Here is a 20155-nt window from a genome sequence, read left to right as displayed (position 1 = left end):
ACTCTCGGCCCATCACCACCCCCTTTTATGCCCTTCACGCTGCACCAAAACGTCAAACCGCGTAAACCCGGTAACAAAACCTGCCTTTTCTGGCCCTTTTTGCCAATAAATCAGTTACATAAATAAACGGCGACACCCCGTATCCTCTGCCACACTGAAATATGTCAAGGACCAGTTTGCGGTTCCGGAAGTCCGGGATAATGTCCACCGCACCCGGCGAGCGGCCAGTACCGAAGCGCCCGCTAACGTCTGCCAGCCGCTAACGGTTTGCCCTTAACAACAACAAAACGGGGCTCCAACGTGTCGAGATTGCTGACTGCACTTTTTTTGTGTTTGATGGCTACCCGGACCTGGGCAGCGATCCCCGTTGTCGACGTCAAGGATTCGGCCTCGCTGAATCTGGGCGACCGCGCCGGCTTCCTACTGGATAAAACGCATAGCTGGACGGCATCCCAGCTGATCCCGCAACTGAATCGACAGCCTTGGACATTCCGCAAGACGGCGGTTCCGAACTTCGGCCTGATCTCCGACAATCTGTGGGTTGCCTTCCGGCTGCACAACGCCCTGGACCATTCCCAGGAGCGACTCCTGGAACTCGGCTATCCCATGCTCGACAAGGTCGATGTCTATTTCCTGCGCGATGGGCAGTTGCTCCAGGCCTACCACACCGGCGACCGACGCCCCTTCGACAGCCGCCCCATCGATCACCGCAGCTTTCTGTTTCCCCTACGCCTGAAGGCCGATGAAACCCTGACCGTACTGATGCGAGTGGAAACGGAAGGCGCCCTTCAGTTGCCGCTAAAACTCTGGAAAGTACAGCCCTTTTTCATGGCAGACGCCACCGTGTTCGCCTTGCAGGTCACTTTCACCGGTATCATGCTCGCCCTGGCGATCTACAACCTGATGCTGTTCTTTTCGCTGCGCCAGATCACCTTCCTCTGGTACGTCTGCAACGTGGTCTTCGTCAGCCTTGCGCTGCTGACCATCAAGGGCTTGTCCTTCCAGTATCTCTGGCCAAACGTGCCCTGGCTGAACAACCAGGGCCTGCCCGCCATCATCGACCTGGACGCCATGTTCGTCTGTCTCTTTGCCCACAGTTTCCTCGGGGTTCGCCGCACCAGTCCTTTTATCTCTAAGGCATTACGCGCTGTCGCCGGTATTGCGTTGCTATTGGCCCTTTCCAGCACATGGATTCACTACAACACCTCCATCAAGCTCAGCATACTGATTGTTTCGCTCGGCGCGCCGGTGCTGCTCGGCGTCGGCATCTATCTCTGGATCAAGGGCGAACCGCTGGCAAAATTCTTTACGCTGGCCTGGGGTGCCTTACTGATCGGGCACACGGTGCTGGCGCTCGACAAGACCGGTGTTCTCCCGAGCAACGACCTGTTCGAGTATGCTCCCCAGTTTGGTGCCGTCATTGAGGTTCTGCTGCTGTCCTTTGCCCTTGGCTACCGCATCAACCTTGAGCGCAAACGCCGTTATGCCGCGCAGGCCGACGCACTGCGCATCCAAAGCGAGGCGAATTCACAACTGGAAAGCAAAGTCCGCGAGCGGACTTTTGAGCTGGAACAGGTCAACCGGAAGTTACGGGAGCTTTCCGCACTGGACGGCCTGACCCAGGTGAAGAACCGGCTATGGTTCGACGAGGCCATTGCCAATGAGTGGCGCCGAAGCTGCCGGGATGTTGCTGAAATGTCGCTGATGATCCTGGATGTCGATCACTTCAAGCAGATCAACGATACCTATGGCCACCAGTGCGGCGACGCCTGCCTGCAGCATTTGGCAGCGCTGGTTTCAGAGCTGGCCCGCCGTGCCGGTGACGACGTCGCCCGTTACGGTGGCGAAGAGTTCGTGATAATGTTGCCGCAAACCTCTTTACAGGGCGCGGCAGAGCTCGCCGAGATGATTCGCTATGCGGTTTCCCGCCAGCCTTTGGCCTGGGATGGCAAGGACATCTCCATGACCCTCAGTATCGGCGTTGCCGGCTGCGTACCGGCCCCCGGCCACTCATTCGAAGGATTGATACGGAAAGCGGACGAAGCATTGTATGCAGCCAAGGCAGGCGGAAGAAATCAGGTGGTGGTGGCCAATCTCGAGACGTCGACTCAGGTGCTTCGTCCCGTCTAGGCACATTCTAGCGGCCATGGCGCTGAGCCTTCCCGCCAGTTCGCTGGCCTGCTCGGCCAGCCAGTCGATCCCGGCGATCCAGGGCACTTACGATCGCTCCCCCCTCGTCGGGCAGGAGGTCCGGGTCATCGGCACCGTCACCGGTGACTTCAGCGCCCGAGACCGACTCGGCGGCTTTTTCATCGAAACCCCACCAGGATCGGCACCGGAAGAAAACCGCTCTCGCGGCTTGTTCGTCTACGCTCCCGGGCATCAGGTCCAGGTTGGCGAAAAGGTCGAAGTCAGCGGACGGGTTCGCGAATACCACGGCCTGACAGAAATCTCACCGCTCTATCGCCTCAAAACCTGCCCTTCGCCAGCGCAGATCTCGCCGGTTCCGCTGGATCTGGCAACACTGACGCCCGCCTGGCTGGAAGCTCACGAGGGTATGCTGGTGCAGCTATCCGGCCAGCCGACCGTCGTCGATCTCAGCGATTATCAACGCTATGGCTCCCTTTTGCTGGCACCCGGACGGCAATTCGCCCCGACCCAGTCCCTAGCCTCCGGAACCGCCGCATACCAACACGGGGAAGCGCAGCGTCGACAGCAGTTTCTGCTGGACGATGGCAGCCAACAGACCTTCGCCGGGCAAGCTCCCGCCATCGTCGAAGACAAGGGCCAGCTCCGGGTGGGCGACCGTGTTCTATCGGCCACCGGTATTCTCGATTACCGCTTTGGCCACTGGCGCCTGCAGCCGGTCACCGCGCCCCACTTCAGCCGGGACAACCCACGTCCGGCGCCACCCGGTAAAGCGCCGGGCACGCGGTTGCGACTGGTATCGTTTAACCTGGAAAACTTCTTCAACGGCGACGGGCAGGGCGGCGGTTTCCCGACCGCCAGGGGGGCCGACACGGAGCAAGCCTATCAGCGCCAGCTGGCCAATCTCCGCACCGCCATTCGGTCACTGTCCCCGGACATCCTCGGCGCCATGGAACTCGAAAACGACGGTTTCGGTGAGCACAGCGCCATCGCAGACCTCGCCAGGGCCCTGGGGCCGCAGTGGGCCTATGTGAAGCCGTCCGGTCTGCGGTCTCTCGGTACGGATATGATTACCGTCGGCCTGCTTTACCGGCGGGACCGCGTCACTCCTGTGGGTCAGGCACGGACACTGCTGTCCGGCCCCTTCTCGGAACTCAGCCGCCCGCCCCTCTGGCAGCGATTCCGCGTGGCGGGAGACGGGACAAGCTTCGCCGTTGTCGTGAACCATCTTAAATCACGCCTGTGCCGTCATGCCGAAGGAGCCAACCGGGATCGTCACGATGGACAGGGCTGCTGGAGCGCCAGTCGCGCCCAGGCGGCCCGGTATGAGGTGCATTGGCTGAAAACCCTGCCGACGGCAAAGGGCGGAACCCTGATTCTGGGCGATTTGAACAGCTATGCGCGCGAGTCTTCCATACAAGCCTTTGTTTCCGCCGGTTATGCGGATCAGGTCAACCGCTTTATAGGACCAAAGGCATACTCCTATGTCTATGACGGTCGCTCGGGCTATCTGGACTATGCCCTGGCCAACAGCCGGATGGCCAGGCAGGTCGGTGCCGTCGCCGAATGGCATATCGATGCTGACGAGGATCCGGTTCTGGTCCACCACCGCCCCGCCAGCGTACAACCTTGGCGGGCATCAGATCACGATCCGCTGATCGTGGACCTGAAAAGGAGGGCAAGCCCCATAGATTGATGATGGCAACGAGCACCGGTTGCGTTAAGGTATGAACTGACGAGTCAGGATGGCCGACATCCATGACCGTAGCGCAACCGGATGCGACATTGAGAGGCGGCTACGGATGGAAAAGGAAAAGGTATCCGTTATACCGGACACGGAGTCACCCAGCGGACGCTATGCCAAGCAGCCACACTTCACCCCCATTGCCATAGCTCTCGGCTATATCCTCATTTCAGCGGCCTGGATCGTTTCCAGCGACTCCGCCTTCCATATATTCAGCGACGACCCGAGCCTGATGCAGCGCTACCAGACCTGGAAAGGCCTCGGCTTTGTCCTGGTAAGCGGATTCCTGCTGTTCCTGGCCCTGCGCTACTGGGAGCGTCGCTTCAAGCTCGCGTTCGAATGGATGGAACGTTCGGAAAGCAGCTTCAGGGGCATGTTCGAGAACAACCCCAGCCCCATGTGGATTTACCGTCTGGACACCCTCGCCATCGTACGGGTTAACCGCGCCATGCAAGGGCAGTTCGGTTATAGCGAAAGCGAATTCCTGCAGATGTCCGTCCGCGACCTGCGCCCGCCGGAGGCGCAGGCAGAGCTGGACATTATCCTCGGCGACGATCAGACCGGCGGCAAGGTCTTCTTCAATCATTTCACCTACACCCGCAAAAACGGCGAACGCTTTTTCGGGCAAGGGTCGTCCTACCCCATGTTGTACCGCGGCAAACCCTGCCGGCTCGCCATGATCGTCGATATCACCGAACGGGTGCGAACGGAGCAGGCCCTGGCGGAGGAAACTGCACGCCTGTACGAGGCTCACCGGATTGCCCGGCTGGGTGACTTCTCGATGACGGACACCAAAGGCGAGCTCATGGCGTCACCGGAATTCCGCCGTCTACTTGACGTCAGCGACGAAGAACCTCTCACTGGCGCCAATCTCCCGGATTACTTTGTCGAACCGGACCGCAGCAGGCTGCGGGAAGCCTGGTCGCTGATGGAAGCCGGAGTGCCGTTGAACTGCAGCCTTACGCGGATCGGCGACAGGGGAAGCCTTAAACACATCCAGCTGCGCGCCGAGTGCCGGCGCCTGGAAGACGGGTCGCTGATGATCGCTGGAACCTTGATGGACGTCACCGATCAGCAAAGGCTGCTCAAGCAGGTCGTCGAACGCGAATCCCGCTTCACGGAGATGGCGGCCCATGTTCCCGAGGTATTCTGGATCTACGACCACCAGCAACAGGAAGCGCTGTATATCAGTCTGGCCTTCGAGAAGATCTGGGAACAACCGCTGACGTCGACCACCGATACCTGGATTCACTGGCACGACAGCATTCATCCTGACGACCGCCATGACGTCAAGATGAACCTGGAGACCTGTATCCGAAAAAAACAGTCCCAGGAAGTCATCTACCGGATACGGCTCCAAAATGGTGATCAACGCTGGGTACGGGACCGCATTTATCCGATCAAGGGCGACGCCGACCAATTACTGCGTATCGTCGGCGTTACTGCCGATATCACGGAGGACCGCCGGCAACAGGATCTCCTGTACCGGGCAGCGCACTTCGACACCCTCACAGGCCTGCCCAACCGTAACCTGTTCTATCAGCGCCTGACGCAGCAGTGTCAGGACTCCAAGCAACACGGCAGCCCCTTCGCACTGCTTTTCATCGATCTGGATCGCTTCAAAAACGTCAACGACTCCCTGGGCCACAGCGCCGGGGACGAACTGCTCCGACAGCTCGCCGACCGACTGCAGAACATTATCGATCGCCGAGGTTTCATTGCACGCCTGGGCGGGGATGAGTTCGCCGTACTGGCCGCTCGCGGCTCTGACCAGGTGGAACTCAACGATCTGGCCGACACCATCATGCAGACGCTGACACGCCCGTTCAGTGTGCATGACCATGTCTCCTATCTGACGGTCAGTATCGGCATAGCCTGCTTTCCCCGGGACGGCGAGGACGCCGAAAGCCTCCTCAAGAATGCCGACATGGCCATGTATATCGCCAAGAACCGCGGCCGCAACCATTTCGAATTCTTCGATGCGAACAAGGTACAGGCCTCTCCGGAACGCCTGCGCCTGGAAAGTGAAATGCATCAGGCCCTGGAGCGGCACGAGTTCGACCTGTTCTTCCAGGGCCAGTTCGACCTCAGGGACGAGACGCTGGTGGCCGCAGAATGCCTGCTACGCTGGCATCATCCGGGGCGGGGCCTGGTATCACCGGCCAATTTCATACCCCTGCTGGAGGAAACCGGCCTGATCCTGCCGGTCGGCGACTGGGTTCTACAGGAAGCCTGCCGGGTACGGCGAGCCTGGCTGGATCGGGGGCTGCAGGACATCAGCTTGTCGGTCAACATCTCCGCCAGCCAGATCAACCAGGCCGGACTGGTGGACAAACTGGAAGGCTACTTGCGCGAATATGACCTGCCTCCCGGCACCATCGAACTCGAACTGACCGAAAGCTCGATCATGCATGAGCCTGCCCGGGCAGGCGCATTGATCGACCGGCTACGTGCCATCGGTGTATCTATCGCCGTGGACGATTTCGGCACCGGCTACTCCAGCCTGGCTTATCTCAAGCGCTTCGCGCCCGATGTGCTAAAGATAGACAAGTCCTTTATCGACGACATCACTACCGATAACCGGGATCTCGATATCGTCAGCGGCATCATCCAGCTGGCCCATACACTGGACTCCCGGGTGGTCGCTGAGGGCGTTGAAACACGAGAGCAACTGAACTGTCTCAAGGACAGGGGTTGCGATCTGGTCCAGGGCTTTCTGTTGGCAAGACCGGCCTCCAGAGCCGAATTCGAGCAGCGACTGATGCCCGCAAAGCGGGAACCCGCCCCGCCGCACAAACAGACGCATTAATAGCATGATCGCCAGGTCACCATACCGGATTCGGAACAGGGGTCTTATGGGAGATAAAAGGCATGACGCAACAACGCAGGCCGACCGTATTGGTCGTCGACGACACACCGGAAAACATCGATGTCCTGGCCGGCATTCTCAAGGATGATTATCGCGTCAAGATCGCCACCGACGGCCACCGCGCGCTGAAAATCGCACTCAGCGATGCGCCGCCCGACCTCGTACTGCTGGATGTCATGATGCCCGGACTCAGCGGATTCGAGGTCTGCGCTGAACTCAAACGCGATTACCGAACCGCACGCATTCCCGTCATCTTCGTCACTGCCCTGGGCGAGGTGGCGGACGAGACCCGGGGGTTCGCCGCCGGTGGTGTCGACTACATTACCAAGCCGGTCAGCGCCCCCATCGTCAAGGCCCGGGTTGCCACACATCTGGCGCTCTACGATCAACAGCAGCACCTGGCACAACTGGTCCACGAACGCACCGCCCAGCTCAACCACACCCGGCTGCAGATCATCCAGACCCTCGGGCGCGCAGCCGAATACAAGGACGAAGACACCGGCCTGCACGTCATCCGCATGAGCCACTACGCCCGCGAACTCGCGCTCGCCGCAGGCATGAGCGAGGAGGACGCCGACACCCTCCTCAATGCCGCCCCAATGCATGACATCGGTAAGATCGGCATTCCCGACGCCGTCCTGCAAAAGACCGGCCCCCTCAACCGCAGCGAATGGGAGATCATGAAGCAGCATCCGGAAATCGGCGCACGCATCATCGGCGACTATGCCGAAGACTCACCCCTTCTGGAAATGGCCCGGGTCGTCGCCCTGACGCATCACGAAAAATGGGACGGCAGCGGCTATCCCGGCAGACTGCGGGGAACCGATATCCCTCTGGTCGGTCGTATCGTCACCATTGCGGACGTGTTCGACGCCCTGACCTCGGTACGGCCCTATAAGGACGCCTGGCCGATGGATAAGGCTATCGACCTTCTGCGCCAGCAGGCGGGACGGCATTTCGATCCGAGCCTGACCGAAGCCTTTGCCGGTATCCAATCAGCGATTTCCGATATCCGCCAAAGGTACAATCCGGGATTGCAATAAGCGCGCCTTAAGGGCACTGTGAGCAACCATAAGGCAGGGCATCCAGCCCCGCTCCGTAGATGGTAAACTTGCGGGCTGAAAACGGTGTAACCGCATGATTGGGATAGACGCTGCATGCTGAGAACCTACGGAATCCAGAACAAGGTGCTGCGAGAGCTCAATGGTGACGAGAGCGATCTGGAAAGCCGTCTGAAACAGGCGGACTGGATCGACCTTCTGGAACCCGATGACCTCGAACGGGAATTGGTAGACCAAGTCTATCCCTCGGCCCTGCCGGACGCCGACGATGTCGAGGAAATCGAAGCCTCGGCACGTTATTACAGCGAAGGTTCCGACCTGCACGTTCACTCGCTGTTTCTCTACCAGAGCGAAGGGCGCCACCGCACCGCCACCGTCGCCGTTATCCTGCGCCCTGACTGCCTGCTCACCTTCCGCGACGTCGATCTGCCTGACTTTCGCCTGATGCGCATGCGCGCCCGACGCGGACGGGTGGATGCCAATACCTCTCTGACCGTACTGACCAGCCTGTTCGAGCAGAAAGTAGAAAACCTTGCCGACGTTCTGGAAGACATCCACCGAGACCTCGAAGAGGTCAGTCACATGGTGCTGGAGGATGAGGACGCCGAACTGGAGGAGGCCATCGACCGCCTCGCCCGCATCGAGGACAGCAGCGGTAAGATCCGGCTCTGTCTGATGGATACCCAGCGCTCCATTTCCTTCATGCAGCGCCATCTGCGTAACAATCCGGAAGAACAGGAATCCTGCCGCGAGATGCTGCGCGATCTGGATACGCTGATGTCCCATACCGCCTTCACCTTTGAAAAGGTCAACTTCCTGATGGATGCGGCACTGGGCTTCATCAACCTGGAACAGAACCAGATCATCAAGATCTTCTCCATCGCAGCCGTGGTCTTCCTGCCGCCCACGCTGATCGCCAGCATTTACGGCATGAACTTCGAGCATATGCCTGAGCTGCACTGGACCTACAGTTACCCGATAGCCCTGGTAATGATGGTGTTGTCCGGCATCGCCCCGTACTGGTTCTTCAAGCGTAAGGGCTGGCTGTAAGCCGACAGGAGGGATGAAAATGCTCCCACTGCATTTTGGCCCCTACTGACAGGCAACTGACCCGCCTTTCACTGGCCCGTCCCGACAATCCCGACCAGACTGAAAAGATGCCGATCACACCTCTGCGATCGTTGCGCGGTAGGTACACAGAGGAACGCATCTTCATGTCAGAGCAACTCTCGTCAGCACCCAACACCTTTTCCGGCGGTTTTCTTTCGGCCGGCATCTGGCCGCTGTTACGTCACGGCCACCGGCCCCTGACCGGCACCCGGCGCAAGGTCGCCAGCGTCGACGGTCATCGGGTCGTCTGGCTCGAGCGCGGCCGTGCCACGCCAGAGCGCCCAACGATCGTGATGGTTCACGGCTTTGCCGCCATGAAGGAAAACTGGGCCTATTGGCTGCGCATGCTGCCGAACGACTGGCACCTCATCGCCATCGACCTGCCCGGCTTCGGCGAAACCACTTACCGAGCCGGCATGGATTACAGCTACGAAGCCCAGGCCGGCCGGTTGCTCACCTGGCTCGATCAGCGTAACTGGGAGAAGGTCCACCTGGTGGGGAGCTCGATGGGAGGTGCCATTGTGACCATCGCCGGCGCCCGTGCTCCCGACCGCATCGCCTCGGTTTCGGTGCTCAACAGTGCCGGTGTGCCGGCACAGCGGCCAAGCGCGCTGGATCAGATGCTGGATCAGGGCGAATACGGTCTGGTACCACGCCGCTGGAAGGAAGTCTGGCGCATGTTCACCATGGTCGGCACCGGCGGCCCCAGCCTCACGGGTGCTGCCATGGCGCTGGCCCTGGGGCCGGATCTCCTGCGCCGCCAGCAGGCCCACTCCCACATTTTCCGCGACATGCTCCGCGACCGCGATGCCGTCGCCCGCTACCTGCCGGATTATCCGGTCCCACTCCTGGTGCTCTGGGGTGACCGGGATCACCTGACCGAAGTCTCCTGCGTCGATACCTATCGACAGTTGGCCCCGGCCCCGAAAATCGAGGTCTTCAGGGGTGTCGGTCATCTGCCGATGCTGGAAATTCCGCGTCGATCGGCACGGGCACTGGAAACGTTCATTCGCGAACAACCGAAAGGATAAGGGTATGAGCATCATGTTCCAGACGCCCGCTAAGCGTCCCCGAAAGCCTGCGGATCTGCCGATAGAACCGCACCGCATGGACTTCCGATTCGATGGGCAGGTACCGCGTTACTGGTTCGGTAACGACCCCTTCCTGACCCACTTTCTCAGCGCCCTGTCCCTACTGTTTCCCGAGGGCGAGCGCTTCTTTGTCGACGCAGTTCGCCATTTCCGCGACCGGATTGCGGACCCGGAACGTCAGCGCGACATCTCCGGATTCATCGGCCAGGAAGCCATGCACTCCCTCGAACACCGCACCTTCAATGCCTTCCTGGAACAGAATGGCTACCCGGCGGACAAACTGGAAGGCGTTCTTCGCCAGGAACTGCAAAAGGCCCGGGAAGAGACAACACCGCTGCAGCAGTTGGCGATCACTGTAGCCCTGGAACATATCACCGCCGTCCTCGCCGAATTGATGCTGGAGCACGAAGACGTCCGTGATCGCCTGGATGAAAGGGTCCGCGACCTGTGGGTCTGGCATGCGATCGAGGAGACCGAACACAAAGCCGTGGCCTGGGACCTTTATCAGGATGTCGGTGGCGATTACACCACCCGGGTAACCGCAATGCTGAAGGCGACGCTGTTGCTCATCTACACGACCACGCGCTTCCAGACGGCGCTGATGCAACGGGACGGCCTGTCGCGTAAACCCCTGGTCTGGGCGAAAGGCATCTGGCGTCTCTGGGGCTACAAAGGCTACCTGAGCCGTCTGGCACCGGCCTACCTGAGCTATTTCCGCCCAGATTTCCATCCCTGGAAAATCGACAACAGTCCGGTGGCCAAGGCCTGGCGACGGCGCCTGTCGTCTTTGGCCTGATTGGCCCGGTTTACCTGGGCGCCCGTCAGGGAGGTCATGGGGTCAAGGCATTGCAGGTTCCATAATCGGGGGCTACGAGGTGTTCACTCGATGTGAACACGCGCACCCTCCCGAGGAACGAGGTGAACAGGCCATGACTGCAATCGCCGCTCCAGCCAGGGACCTGGGCTTGCCGGGTATATACATCCACTTGCTGGCGGAGTTGTTGCGCGAGCGGGGGCTGGACGAGAGACGGCTGCTACAACAGGTCGGACTCGATCCGCACCGCATCCTGAGTACCGATGTACGGGTCCCTTTGATGACGGCCAGCGAGTTCGTGCGCAGAGCCCTGCTGGCATCGGACGAGCCCGGCCTGGGCATTCTACTGGCGAAAGAACTTCGCATGCCCCTGCATGGTGCCTTGGGCGTGGCCGTGATGAGCAGCCGCAACCTGGAAGACGCCCTGCGAATATCGTCGCGCTACATGCAGTTGCGATTACCGCAGATGAGCGTCGTCCCGCACCAGGAAGGCGATCAGGTGCTGATCCGTTTCACACCGGCCATCGATCTCGGCCCACTGACCAGTTTTATGCTCGACACCATGACCATTGGTTTCCTCATGATGGGGGAGCAGCTGCTCGGCCAACCCATTGCTGAAGCCGCTATCCATCGCCGGGGCAACGAGCCGCGCTACTACCGGCGTTTCCTGTCACAACTGCCGTCCCCGGTCCTGTTCCAGCAAAACGACGATGCGGTCTGCATCCCCGCCTCCTGGCTACGGGCGCCGGTCCGCTTCAGTGATGATCTTGCGGCGAAGGTGTCGCGGGAGCAGTGCGAGCAGGCACTCCGCCAGTTGACAGGCGATGCCAGTGTGACGACCCGGGTGCAACGGGTTATCGAGACCAGTCATCCGTTTCCGCCCCGTTTGCAAAAGGTCGCGTCGACGCTGTTCATGTCCGAGCGCACATTGAAGCGACGCTTACAGGAAGAAAGCACCACCTTCCAGCAGCAGGTCGATAGCGTCAGGCTGGAAAGGGCGGGAGACCTGCTGGTCAGCACCCGCCTGTCCCTGGCACAGATTGCCGATGCGTTAGGCTATGCGGATGCCGCCAACTTTACGCGGGCCTTTAAGCGTTGGACCGGGATCAGCCCCAGTCGCTATCGGGTGCGTGCAGAAAAGAGCGATGCCGTCAGGGCCTGAAGATCAGAATCGCCCCCAGGCAACCCGTAGGGCGCAATAACCAACGGGCATTGCGCCGAATGAGCAGCAGGCAAGAACGGCGTTCAGTCTCCAAGACAGTATCGCGAGAGGTTGTGGCTGGGTGGAGGTTAGGGATTGGGCGGCATACGGCGCAATGCCCGTTGGTTATTGCGCCCTACGAGTTACAAGCTTACTTGAAGGCGACGATAACCGTACCGTTGGCGCCGCTGTCGGAACGAATCAGACCCAGGAAGAGGGAATGGGCATTGCTGTCACCGACAAAGGCCAAACCTTTGAGCGGCCCTTGCGAGCAACCCGTAATACTCGCCGAAACGGTAAACAGGTCGTGGCTTCCATCGGTCGGCGTCATCGTGCCGGAGATGATACAGCTTTGAGAAGTACCGGTGTAAGTAATGCCCGCTTTGAAGGTGCCATCACTTTTTATCTCTACACCCGCCGTCGCACCATCGTCAGCCTTGCCCTGATAGGAACCAGCAAGGGTCGACAGGGGTATCGCTGTGTTGTAGATCGCATCCAATCCAAAACTGAAGCTGCCGCCGGCCCCCGAAGAAATTGTTCCGTTAAGCGACTGATGCTGAGTCAGCGAACCCGAATAGGCCTCATCGACGATATTGCTTGCGGACGTGCTGCTGACCAGCCCTTGTTGGGTGTAGTGGCGCAAGGTACCCGTGATGACAGTCCCTCCGGACAACGTCATATCGGGGAAGGTATAGAGACGGCCCGATGAACCCGTTTGTGCACTGGTATTGACAAAAATCGATTGCCCGCTGGGGGAGATGGCACCAATCAACTGAAGCGAGGTGCTACCGGACAGGTAACTCCCAGTCCATAGCCCATCCGCCAACGCCGTCACTGTCGGCGTATAACTACTGGGCGTTGTCGAAGTGGTCGAAGACGTACTGGAACTGGAACTACCCCCACCGCCTCCGCCACCACAACCGGAAAGCATCACCGCCACGGCCAAGCTGCCTGCCAATAACCCTTTACGACTCATACCGGCAACTCCCTCTGTCCATTTGTACAACGCATCGCTTCCCCGCCGGCGGAGAAAACAGCCCCAACCCTATTTGTTTAGGTCGAATCAGGCCAATCCGCAAGTTTAACGTCCCCATTTTACCGCCCCAGGCTCGGGCCAGGCGGTCGCTGCCGACGGGCAACACACAATCTGGCCAATACGTAATCAACGACAGTACGCAGTTGCGCACAATTACGCTAGTCTGGTGGCCGGATCGTTCAGGGAGAGAATCAGGCATGTACCTTCACGACACACATCGCAAGAGTATCGGTTATCTGTTGTGGCTATTCGGCTTTCTCGGATCGCACCGTTTCTATTACGGTAGACCCTGGACGGGCACCTTATGGTTCTTCACCCTCGGGCTGCTCGGTATCGGCTGGCTGATCGATCTCTTCCTGATTCCCGGCATGGACCGCGATGCAGACCGCCGCTACCAGCCGGGCGCGCTGAGCTACAGTGTCGCCTGGATCCTGCTGACGTTCTTTGGGGTACTCGGGTTGCACCGTTTCTATATCGGGAAATGGTTTACCGGGCTGGTCTACCTGCTGACCGGCGGGCTCTTCCTGGTTGGCGTGCTGTTTGATTTCTGGACGCTGAACGAGCAGGTCTCGATGCGCAACTCACCGAGCCTGCGTCCCTAGGGTGACATCAGTTGCGGATCAGCTTGAAGACGGCGGCGAAATCCTCGCCGGGGAAAATCTCCGCCGCTTTCTGGTAAAGCAGCGTGGCACTGTTCAGTGTGGTGATCGCCCGGGCGCTGTCACCAGCCATCTCGCGGACCAGGTTGAGATCCTTGAGCAGCGTTTCCAGCGCGAAGTGCGCACCATAGTCGCCACTCAACAGTTTCCCCTGCTTGGCGGTCAGGACCGTCGACTTGCCGGCCCCCTGGCCCAGTAGCTCGATCACCTCTTCCCGGCTGAATCCGTTACGCTCCGCCAGGTCGATAGCTTCCGACAGGACACTCATAAAGCCGCCGAGAACACCGTTATTGATCAGCTTCAGTCGCGTGGCGCGACCGGCGGCGCCAACGAAGGTGCGGGTCGACGCCAGCAGCGACAACAACGGCTCTGCCGTTTCATAATCCCGTTTTTCACCACTGGCCCACAGCACGAGCTGACCATTGCGGGCGGGAATGACACTGCCGGCCACCGGTGCCTCAAGATAGCGGCCACCCGCCGCTGCGACCTGGGTGTGCAACTCACCCACGGCCCGATAGTCGTGCGTCGTGAGGTCGATCACCAGGCGGTCATCCAGGTTCTTCTTCAGCAAGCCCTGGGCCCCATTAAGCACCTCCTGCACCGCCGCACTGTCGGTTACACAGATCAGAATGGCACTGCTGGAGCGGCTGGCCAGATCGGCCGGTGTCGGCACGGCTTCCAGGCCGTCCCCCCGGACCTTCTCTGACGAGCGATTATATATCGTCAGGGTGTGGCCTTCGTTGCGCAGGCGTTCCGCAATGGCCGAACCAAGTTTGCCGTAACCTATCAATCCAATCGTCATGGTCGGTCTCCGCGTTGCTTATCGATCGATTCCCGCCCATCCACCCACTGGGAGCGATAGAGGAAATCCGAAGCCTTACCCTAAACTGCCGCAAAGGCCGGTAAGACGTCAATCCGTCACGCCGGTTTCAGCCCAACGCCCGAACCTCTATAGAGCGCCGAAGAGGCCAGCGGTTCCCCATCCCGGCGTTAATGATGGTGACGCGGCAACACCAGGCTGATCAGGCTGGCGGCCATACCGACACCCACCAGTGCCCACAGCACTGTCACCAGGCCGAAATCGGTCGCGACGACATCCAGCAGGATCAACGCGGCGGCTCCCAGGCCGTTGGACAGGCCAAGGGCGATCCCCGAGCCGAGGGACCGGTTTTCCCGAAAAATGTCCTGCCCGATGAGCATGCTGATCGGCAGGGTGGCAAACAACGAGATTCCCAGCAGTCCCAGCAACAGCCACTGCAGTGCGCCGCCTCCCAGGCTCATGAAGAGGGCCATGAAGATCGTCGACAGGACGATCGCCACGAAGATCACCCGCTTACGCCCGAAGACGTCGGACAAATGCCCGCCAGCCACATTGCCGACCACACCCACCACCAGCAGGACGGTGATCAGTGCGGAGGATTCGACCAGCGAATGGCCGCGCTGATGCCACAATACCGGCAGGTAGGTCACCACGCCGAAAATCATCAATGCGCGCAGGCTGGAGAAGGCGACGAGCGCGCTAGCCGGTCCCAGGTGGCGACGCCAGGCGATGGGCGCGGCATCTGGATGACGCTTGGGCTGCACGGGCAGCGACGGCCAGAGCAGGGCGACACTCACCAGCGCCGGCAGCGCCAACAGCCAGAGGTAATGCAAGCCCCAGGCGCTCACCACCAGGCTGGCGAACAGGGGCCAGAGCCCGCGGCCGACCTCACCCCCGACCAGAAACAGCGACATGCCCAGGCCGACACGCCCGCGGCTCAAGGTTCTCGCGCCCGCCAGGGCCTGGGGATGGAAGAGGGCGTTGGTCAGACCGATGACAATCAATACCGGGATCAGCATCCACAAGGTATCGCTGAAGCCGATCAAGGCCCCGGCAATACTGGATCCCAGCACTCCGGCTACGATGAACAGGCGCCCACCGATATGATCGGCAAACCAGCCGGTCAGGGCCTGGAACGCCTGTCCGATCAACAGCGCTGCCATTACCGTTCCCGCCAGGCTCGGCCGCAAATGCAGGTTGATCAATACCGCCGGCAACACTCCGGGCAGATAGTTGGCGGCACCGTCATTGAGGAAATGCAGCCAGCTAAGGCCACCCAGACGGCCATACAGGGGGCGGGCAGCGGTGCCCGTGTCCCCGGCTTCGATTGGGGTCGTGCTCACGTATCGGTTCCTTATTTTCTGAGCTAGCAACCGGTTAACAGGCTAACCATATTGAACATAGCGACGGCATCGCCGTCATCACAGGCTTGCTTCAGCAGTGTTGTCTGGTTGTTCTGGGAATTATGAGGAGCGTCTTGCTGGGTGCCGCGGGGCTGACGGCCGGGACCGTCAAAACGCAAATCGCGCTTCGGGAAACGCACGGCATCCGGTACCTTTTTGAGGCATCGCCTGCGCCGTGAAGGACAGCCACTCAGAACGGCAATCCATTTTTATACCTGATTGTTCTCCAGGATGGAACCACCGGCAGCCGTATCAGCAACGGTCGAACGGGCGCGGGTCAGATAGTTCAGGACCTCGGCCATCAGCTTCGCCCCCCGGCGATAGTCGTCATCGGATGCGGCCTGCAGCGCCTCTGCCCCCTGGACGAAGGGGCCGGGCACCAGATCGCCGGCTTCGTGCTCGAGCATCGACGCCAGACTATGGGGCGTTGCTTCCAGATGGAACTGCAAACCGATCACCCGGGTGCCGATCTGGAACGCCTGGTTGTCGCAAACCTCGCTGCTGGCCAGCCGGATCGCTCCCGGCGGCAGCTCGAATGTTTCGCCGTGCCAGTGCAATACCCGCAAGCGCGAAGGCAGCTTGATACTGCCCGTTGTCGCCGGCACCGACTGCACGTCGAACCAGCCAATTTCCGCCTGCGGCGCAGCGTAGACCCTGGCGCCCAGGGCACTGGCAATCACTTGCGCGCCGAGGCAGATACCGAGCACAGCCACGCCCCGGTCCACCGCTTCCCGCAGGAAGGCCTTTTCGGCTTTCAACCAGGGTAAGGCGGTCTCATCATTGGCACTCATCGGACCGCCCATCACGATGACCAGGTCCACAGCCTCCGGATCCGGCAGCGACCAGTCATCGGCATAAAAACGGGTCCGCTCGATTCGCGCGTCATGTTGCAACAGCCAGCGTTCAATATTGCCGATGCCTTCATAGGGCGTATGTTCCAACAGGCGTACCCGCAGTCGCGGCGAGGCTTCCGACTCCGTCATCATCGGCGTCGCTTCTCCCTTGAAACGTTCCAGCACCGGAGCCAGGCGGGGCACATCCGCCGCATGGGCCGCCGTGTGGGACCAGAGCACCGTCCGCGAGGCATCGAGCAGGAAGGTGGCCGACTTCTGCCAACGCGTCCCGGAGGCGCTGCGATTGCGGACGCCCTTAAACCACAGACCCACCACGCCCAACAGCGAGCGCAGCCCCAGGAAATGACCGGCGCCGGAATAACCGACACCAAAGGCACCGTAGAACTCCCGGTCAGGATCGTCCACGACGGTCAGTCCCGCGGCACCACCAACCTTTTCCAGCCAGCGCGCCCGTACGGCACCGTCCCCATGACTGACCAGGATGCATTGTACTTCCGGGTATTGCCCGGCCAGCCACCGCAGTTGCCGAACCGTTGCTTCAGCGAAAGGGCAGCCCACGTGGCGCAGGAAGGCCACCAGATAGCGCGGCCGGTCCGGTTCCATGGCCGCAAGGTAGGGTGCGCTGTCACCCGGCTGAAGGGGGGCGGATAGCGGTTGTTCGGGAGGTTTGCGCAGGCCGATCACATCCATCGTGCTCAACGGCCCCGCCAAGACTGGTATCGATCCGTGTTGTCGGTCATCGCTGACTCCGCGTTATGCTCGCGGAAAGCTTAGCCCATGATGGGCATAGGCTCCAAGCGCCGCGGGGTTCGGGCCGCACTGTCCCGCTGCAAGGTTTTGTTCCGATGTCATTACGACAGGTAAACAAAAAAAGCCTGGACCACCCCGGTGAGGAGGCGGATCCAGGCGTCGATATTGTAACAGTCGTTTCAGAGTTTCTAACTTTGCCGTATTTCCCAGCGTCCATTGCCTACCTGACGGCGAATGCCAATGTCAGGTTACACCTTACCAATCAAAGGACGTGCCAAGATTTAAACTCATTAATTTTCAATAAGTTAATAAGATACACCACCACAGTGCCACACCTGGAATGCGACATACTGGTGCACCCCAAACAACGCTGCCCCGCTATGGCGACCACCTCCAACGCTGGTGACGCCACATCCCGCCTAAGGCACCGTAAACGACACCGCCTGCGACGGCGAACTGGTCAAACCGTTGCTATCTGTGGCTGTCACCTGGAAGTACCAGGTACCGCTACTCAGCGATGTAAAGCTGTAGGAGGTCTGGGTGGCGGCCACCGTGACCGTTTTATCCAGCTGGCCCGATGTCTGGCCGTATTGGATGGTATAGCTGGCGATATCAGACGGCGACAACGCCGTACCGTCGATCCTCGTCGTCGGCGCTGTCCAGGAAATGGAGATACCGCCTGACGAGGTGGAACCACTGACCGTCGACGAGCTGCTGCCGGACGAAGCCAGCGGCGCCAGAGTCCAGGGGTTCAGCGACTGCTGGTAGGCTTGCAGGTTCGTCACGTTGCCGGTGTTGAGTATCTTGCTGGCGTCGTTCACGAAGGGATTGAGACCGTATTTCAACTCCCAGGTATCCGGGATACCGTCTCCATCGCTGTCGATAGCCTGAGACTTGGTGTAGTCGATGGATTGAACGGTGGTGGCCGGATCAACAACCGTACCCGTCGTGCTATTGGCGATGGTGAGGTTCGCGGTTGCCAGGCCGCCATTCTCGAAATATTCCATCAGGATAGGAGCTGGCTGTCCTGCCGGAAGCGATACCGTAGCGCTATAGGTCGTCGCGGCCTGATTTTTCCACTGGTCAATCACCAACTGGCCATTCACCCACAACCTGACACCATCATCCGTCTTCGTTGTAAAGGTGTAGTCCTGACTGCCGGAAGATTGCGTCGGCATGAACTGCCCGGTCCAACGTACAGAAAATCCATCGACCGGTATCGAGGATGCCGGCGAACCACTCCCCCAATTGAACGCGACTGCCGGATCGACACGGCTCATCACGAAGGTCTGAAAATTCATTCCCAGATAGTACTCGCCGATAAAGCCGCTTAGCATCTGCGCCGTTGGCTTGGGCACCGATTTCGGGTCGGACATATCCGTGCCGGCCTGATATTCCGCCAGATTGCTGAAACCATCACCATCAAGGTCTTTCTGCGCATCGGTGGGATCCAGCGGATTCAGGCCGTAAGCGAATTCCACACCGTCTGGAATACCATCCCCGTCCGTGTCTGCCTTGTTGGGATCGGTGCCCAACAGGAACTCGTCATAGGCTGACAGCATGTCATGATCGTTATCTGAAGTTGCATCATTGGGGTTGGTGGGGTCGAGGCCGTTCGCGACTTCCCAGTTGTCATAGATACCGTCACCATCCTTGTCCAGCGGCGGATACTGGGGGTTGTAGCTAAGTTTCTGCTGACCGTCGAAATACCCTATACGGTACCCATAGGCATAGCCTTTCTTATAATCGTCGGTAGCCGCAGTTGGCGCAGGATAGGTCGATATATAGGTGCTGCCGATCACCTCCTGGGCGATGCCCGGCCCAGACCAGTCGACGGTGATATGATCGTGCCCCGAACCCTCCTTATGCAGGATTTCAAAGTAATAGGCTTTCCCCGCCGTCAGCGTTATTGGTACCGACACCTGATTGGAGTATTTGTTGAACACGCCAACGTCAGTCCAGCCAGGAACCGAGGCGACCAGGACCTTATTGGCCGGCTGGTCATCGGTGGAGAGCCACAACTGGGAATAATCGTCCGAACTGATATAGAAGGTATAATCGCCGGTGGTTGGGGGGTAAAGCTCACCCTGGATTCGGGCGCCATAGTTGTCGCCCCAATCGACCGGACCATCCAGTTTGGTGAGTTGGTCATAGCCATCCGGCTGATTGGGAAAGGTGGAGAGGGACGTTAAATTGCTGACCAGAGTCCCGGATACATTTTTCCAGTAGTCCCGATAGACGATCCCCTTCGCAGGAGCACGAGTCGTGCCCGCAGCCGTGGGCGGCAGGTTGGAGGGCAGGGGCTTCCACATCCCACAGCCCGCCATTGAAACGATACCCAGTACAAACAGCACCCTGATTATTATTGTCATCACAGCCTCCCATGCCCAGGGTCAATAACTCACCCTAAGTATTCGTCCTTGAGCTCACCAAAGACCAGTTCATTTTTTGATCGATTTGGCATAAAAGGGGCTGGCTTAGCGTAATCAGCTATGCCCGTCAGCAAATTATACGAATTCACCGTGAACGGAAGGGCCCGGCATCCGCGAGCATCACCGCTGATTCCCAAAGACTCCCTTTCCGGGGAACACTGTC

At 59.8% G+C, this 20155-nt stretch carries 14 protein-coding genes; 9 read left to right on the top strand and 5 right to left on the bottom strand.

All coding sequences use genetic code 11. The features are described from left to right. Positions 1–336: 336 nt before the first annotated feature. The 8 genes from CLR77_RS06395 to CLR77_RS06360 all read left to right on the top strand — a co-directional run bounded on the left by CLR77_RS06395 (position 337) and on the right by CLR77_RS06360 (position 11999). Complete coding sequence (locus CLR77_RS06395; RefSeq protein ID WP_097459803.1) at positions 337–2130, top strand: sensor domain-containing diguanylate cyclase; 1794 nt, start codon at positions 337–339, stop codon at positions 2128–2130. Between the two features lie 16 nt (positions 2131–2146). Beyond that, entirely contained in the window at positions 2147–3844 is a 1698-nt protein-coding gene (locus CLR77_RS06390) for an ExeM/NucH family extracellular endonuclease (protein ID WP_097459802.1), read from the top strand. 106 nt (positions 3845–3950) lie between these two features. Beyond that, a complete protein-coding gene (locus tag CLR77_RS06385) occupies positions 3951–6701 on the top strand; it encodes a sensor domain-containing protein (RefSeq protein WP_158227133.1) in 2751 nt (916 codons plus the stop codon). A gap of 62 nt (positions 6702–6763) precedes the next feature. After that, the gene (locus tag CLR77_RS06380; protein WP_097459800.1) at positions 6764–7804 is read left to right on the top strand and encodes a response regulator; all 1041 of its coding nucleotides are present in this window, start codon (positions 6764–6766) and stop codon (positions 7802–7804) included. A 114-nt stretch (positions 7805–7918) separates the two neighbouring features. Further along, complete coding sequence (gene corA, locus CLR77_RS06375; RefSeq protein ID WP_097459799.1) at positions 7919–8872, top strand: magnesium/cobalt transporter CorA; 954 nt, start codon at positions 7919–7921, stop codon at positions 8870–8872. A gap of 164 nt (positions 8873–9036) precedes the next feature. Then, a complete protein-coding gene (locus tag CLR77_RS06370) occupies positions 9037–9963 on the top strand; it encodes an alpha/beta fold hydrolase (RefSeq protein ID WP_097459798.1) in 927 nt (308 codons plus the stop codon). 4 nt (positions 9964–9967) lie between these two features. Then, positions 9968–10819 (top strand): metal-dependent hydrolase, encoded by an 852-nt coding sequence (locus CLR77_RS06365; protein WP_227519833.1) that lies wholly within the window; start codon positions 9968–9970, stop codon positions 10817–10819. A gap of 133 nt (positions 10820–10952) precedes the next feature. Continuing rightward, on the top strand, positions 10953–11999 hold the full coding sequence (locus tag CLR77_RS06360; protein ID WP_097459797.1) for an AraC family transcriptional regulator: 1047 nt from the start codon (positions 10953–10955) through the stop codon (positions 11997–11999). Positions 12000–12189: 190 nt separating this feature from the next. On the opposite strand, the gene CLR77_RS06355 is transcribed toward CLR77_RS06360, so the two are convergent. After that, positions 12190–13014: a hypothetical protein gene (locus tag CLR77_RS06355; protein ID WP_097459796.1), complete on the bottom strand. Its 825-nt coding sequence runs from the start codon at positions 13012–13014 to the stop codon at positions 12190–12192. A 257-nt stretch (positions 13015–13271) separates the two neighbouring features. On the opposite strand from CLR77_RS06355, the gene CLR77_RS06350 reads away from it, so the two are divergent. After that, positions 13272–13676 (top strand): NINE protein, encoded by a 405-nt coding sequence (locus CLR77_RS06350; protein WP_097459795.1) that lies wholly within the window; start codon positions 13272–13274, stop codon positions 13674–13676. Positions 13677–13683: 7 nt separating this feature from the next. Here the strand turns inward: CLR77_RS06350 and CLR77_RS06345 are convergent, their stop codons facing one another. From CLR77_RS06345 to CLR77_RS06330, 4 genes are all read right to left on the bottom strand, one after another. Beyond that, positions 13684–14535 (bottom strand): NAD(P)-dependent oxidoreductase, encoded by an 852-nt coding sequence (locus CLR77_RS06345; RefSeq protein WP_097459794.1) that lies wholly within the window; start codon positions 14533–14535, stop codon positions 13684–13686. 188 nt (positions 14536–14723) lie between these two features. Continuing rightward, a complete protein-coding gene (locus tag CLR77_RS06340; protein WP_198962697.1) occupies positions 14724–15896 on the bottom strand; it encodes an MFS transporter in 1173 nt (390 codons plus the stop codon). Positions 15897–16165: 269 nt separating this feature from the next. Continuing rightward, entirely contained in the window at positions 16166–17500 is a 1335-nt protein-coding gene (locus CLR77_RS20180; RefSeq protein ID WP_227519839.1) for a glutamine amidotransferase-related protein, read from the bottom strand. Positions 17501–17979: 479 nt separating this feature from the next. After that, positions 17980–19932, bottom strand: coding sequence for a PA14 domain-containing protein (locus tag CLR77_RS06330; protein WP_097459793.1), 1953 nt, complete (start codon positions 19930–19932; stop codon positions 17980–17982). Positions 19933–20155 lie beyond the last annotated feature (223 nt).

This window comes from Mangrovitalea sediminis, from assembly GCF_002514725.1.
Lineage (GTDB): Bacteria > Pseudomonadota > Gammaproteobacteria > Pseudomonadales > Oleiphilaceae > Mangrovitalea > Mangrovitalea sediminis.
Note: the sequence above shows the minus strand (reverse complement) of the source record. Positions and strands in the feature narration are given on the sequence as shown.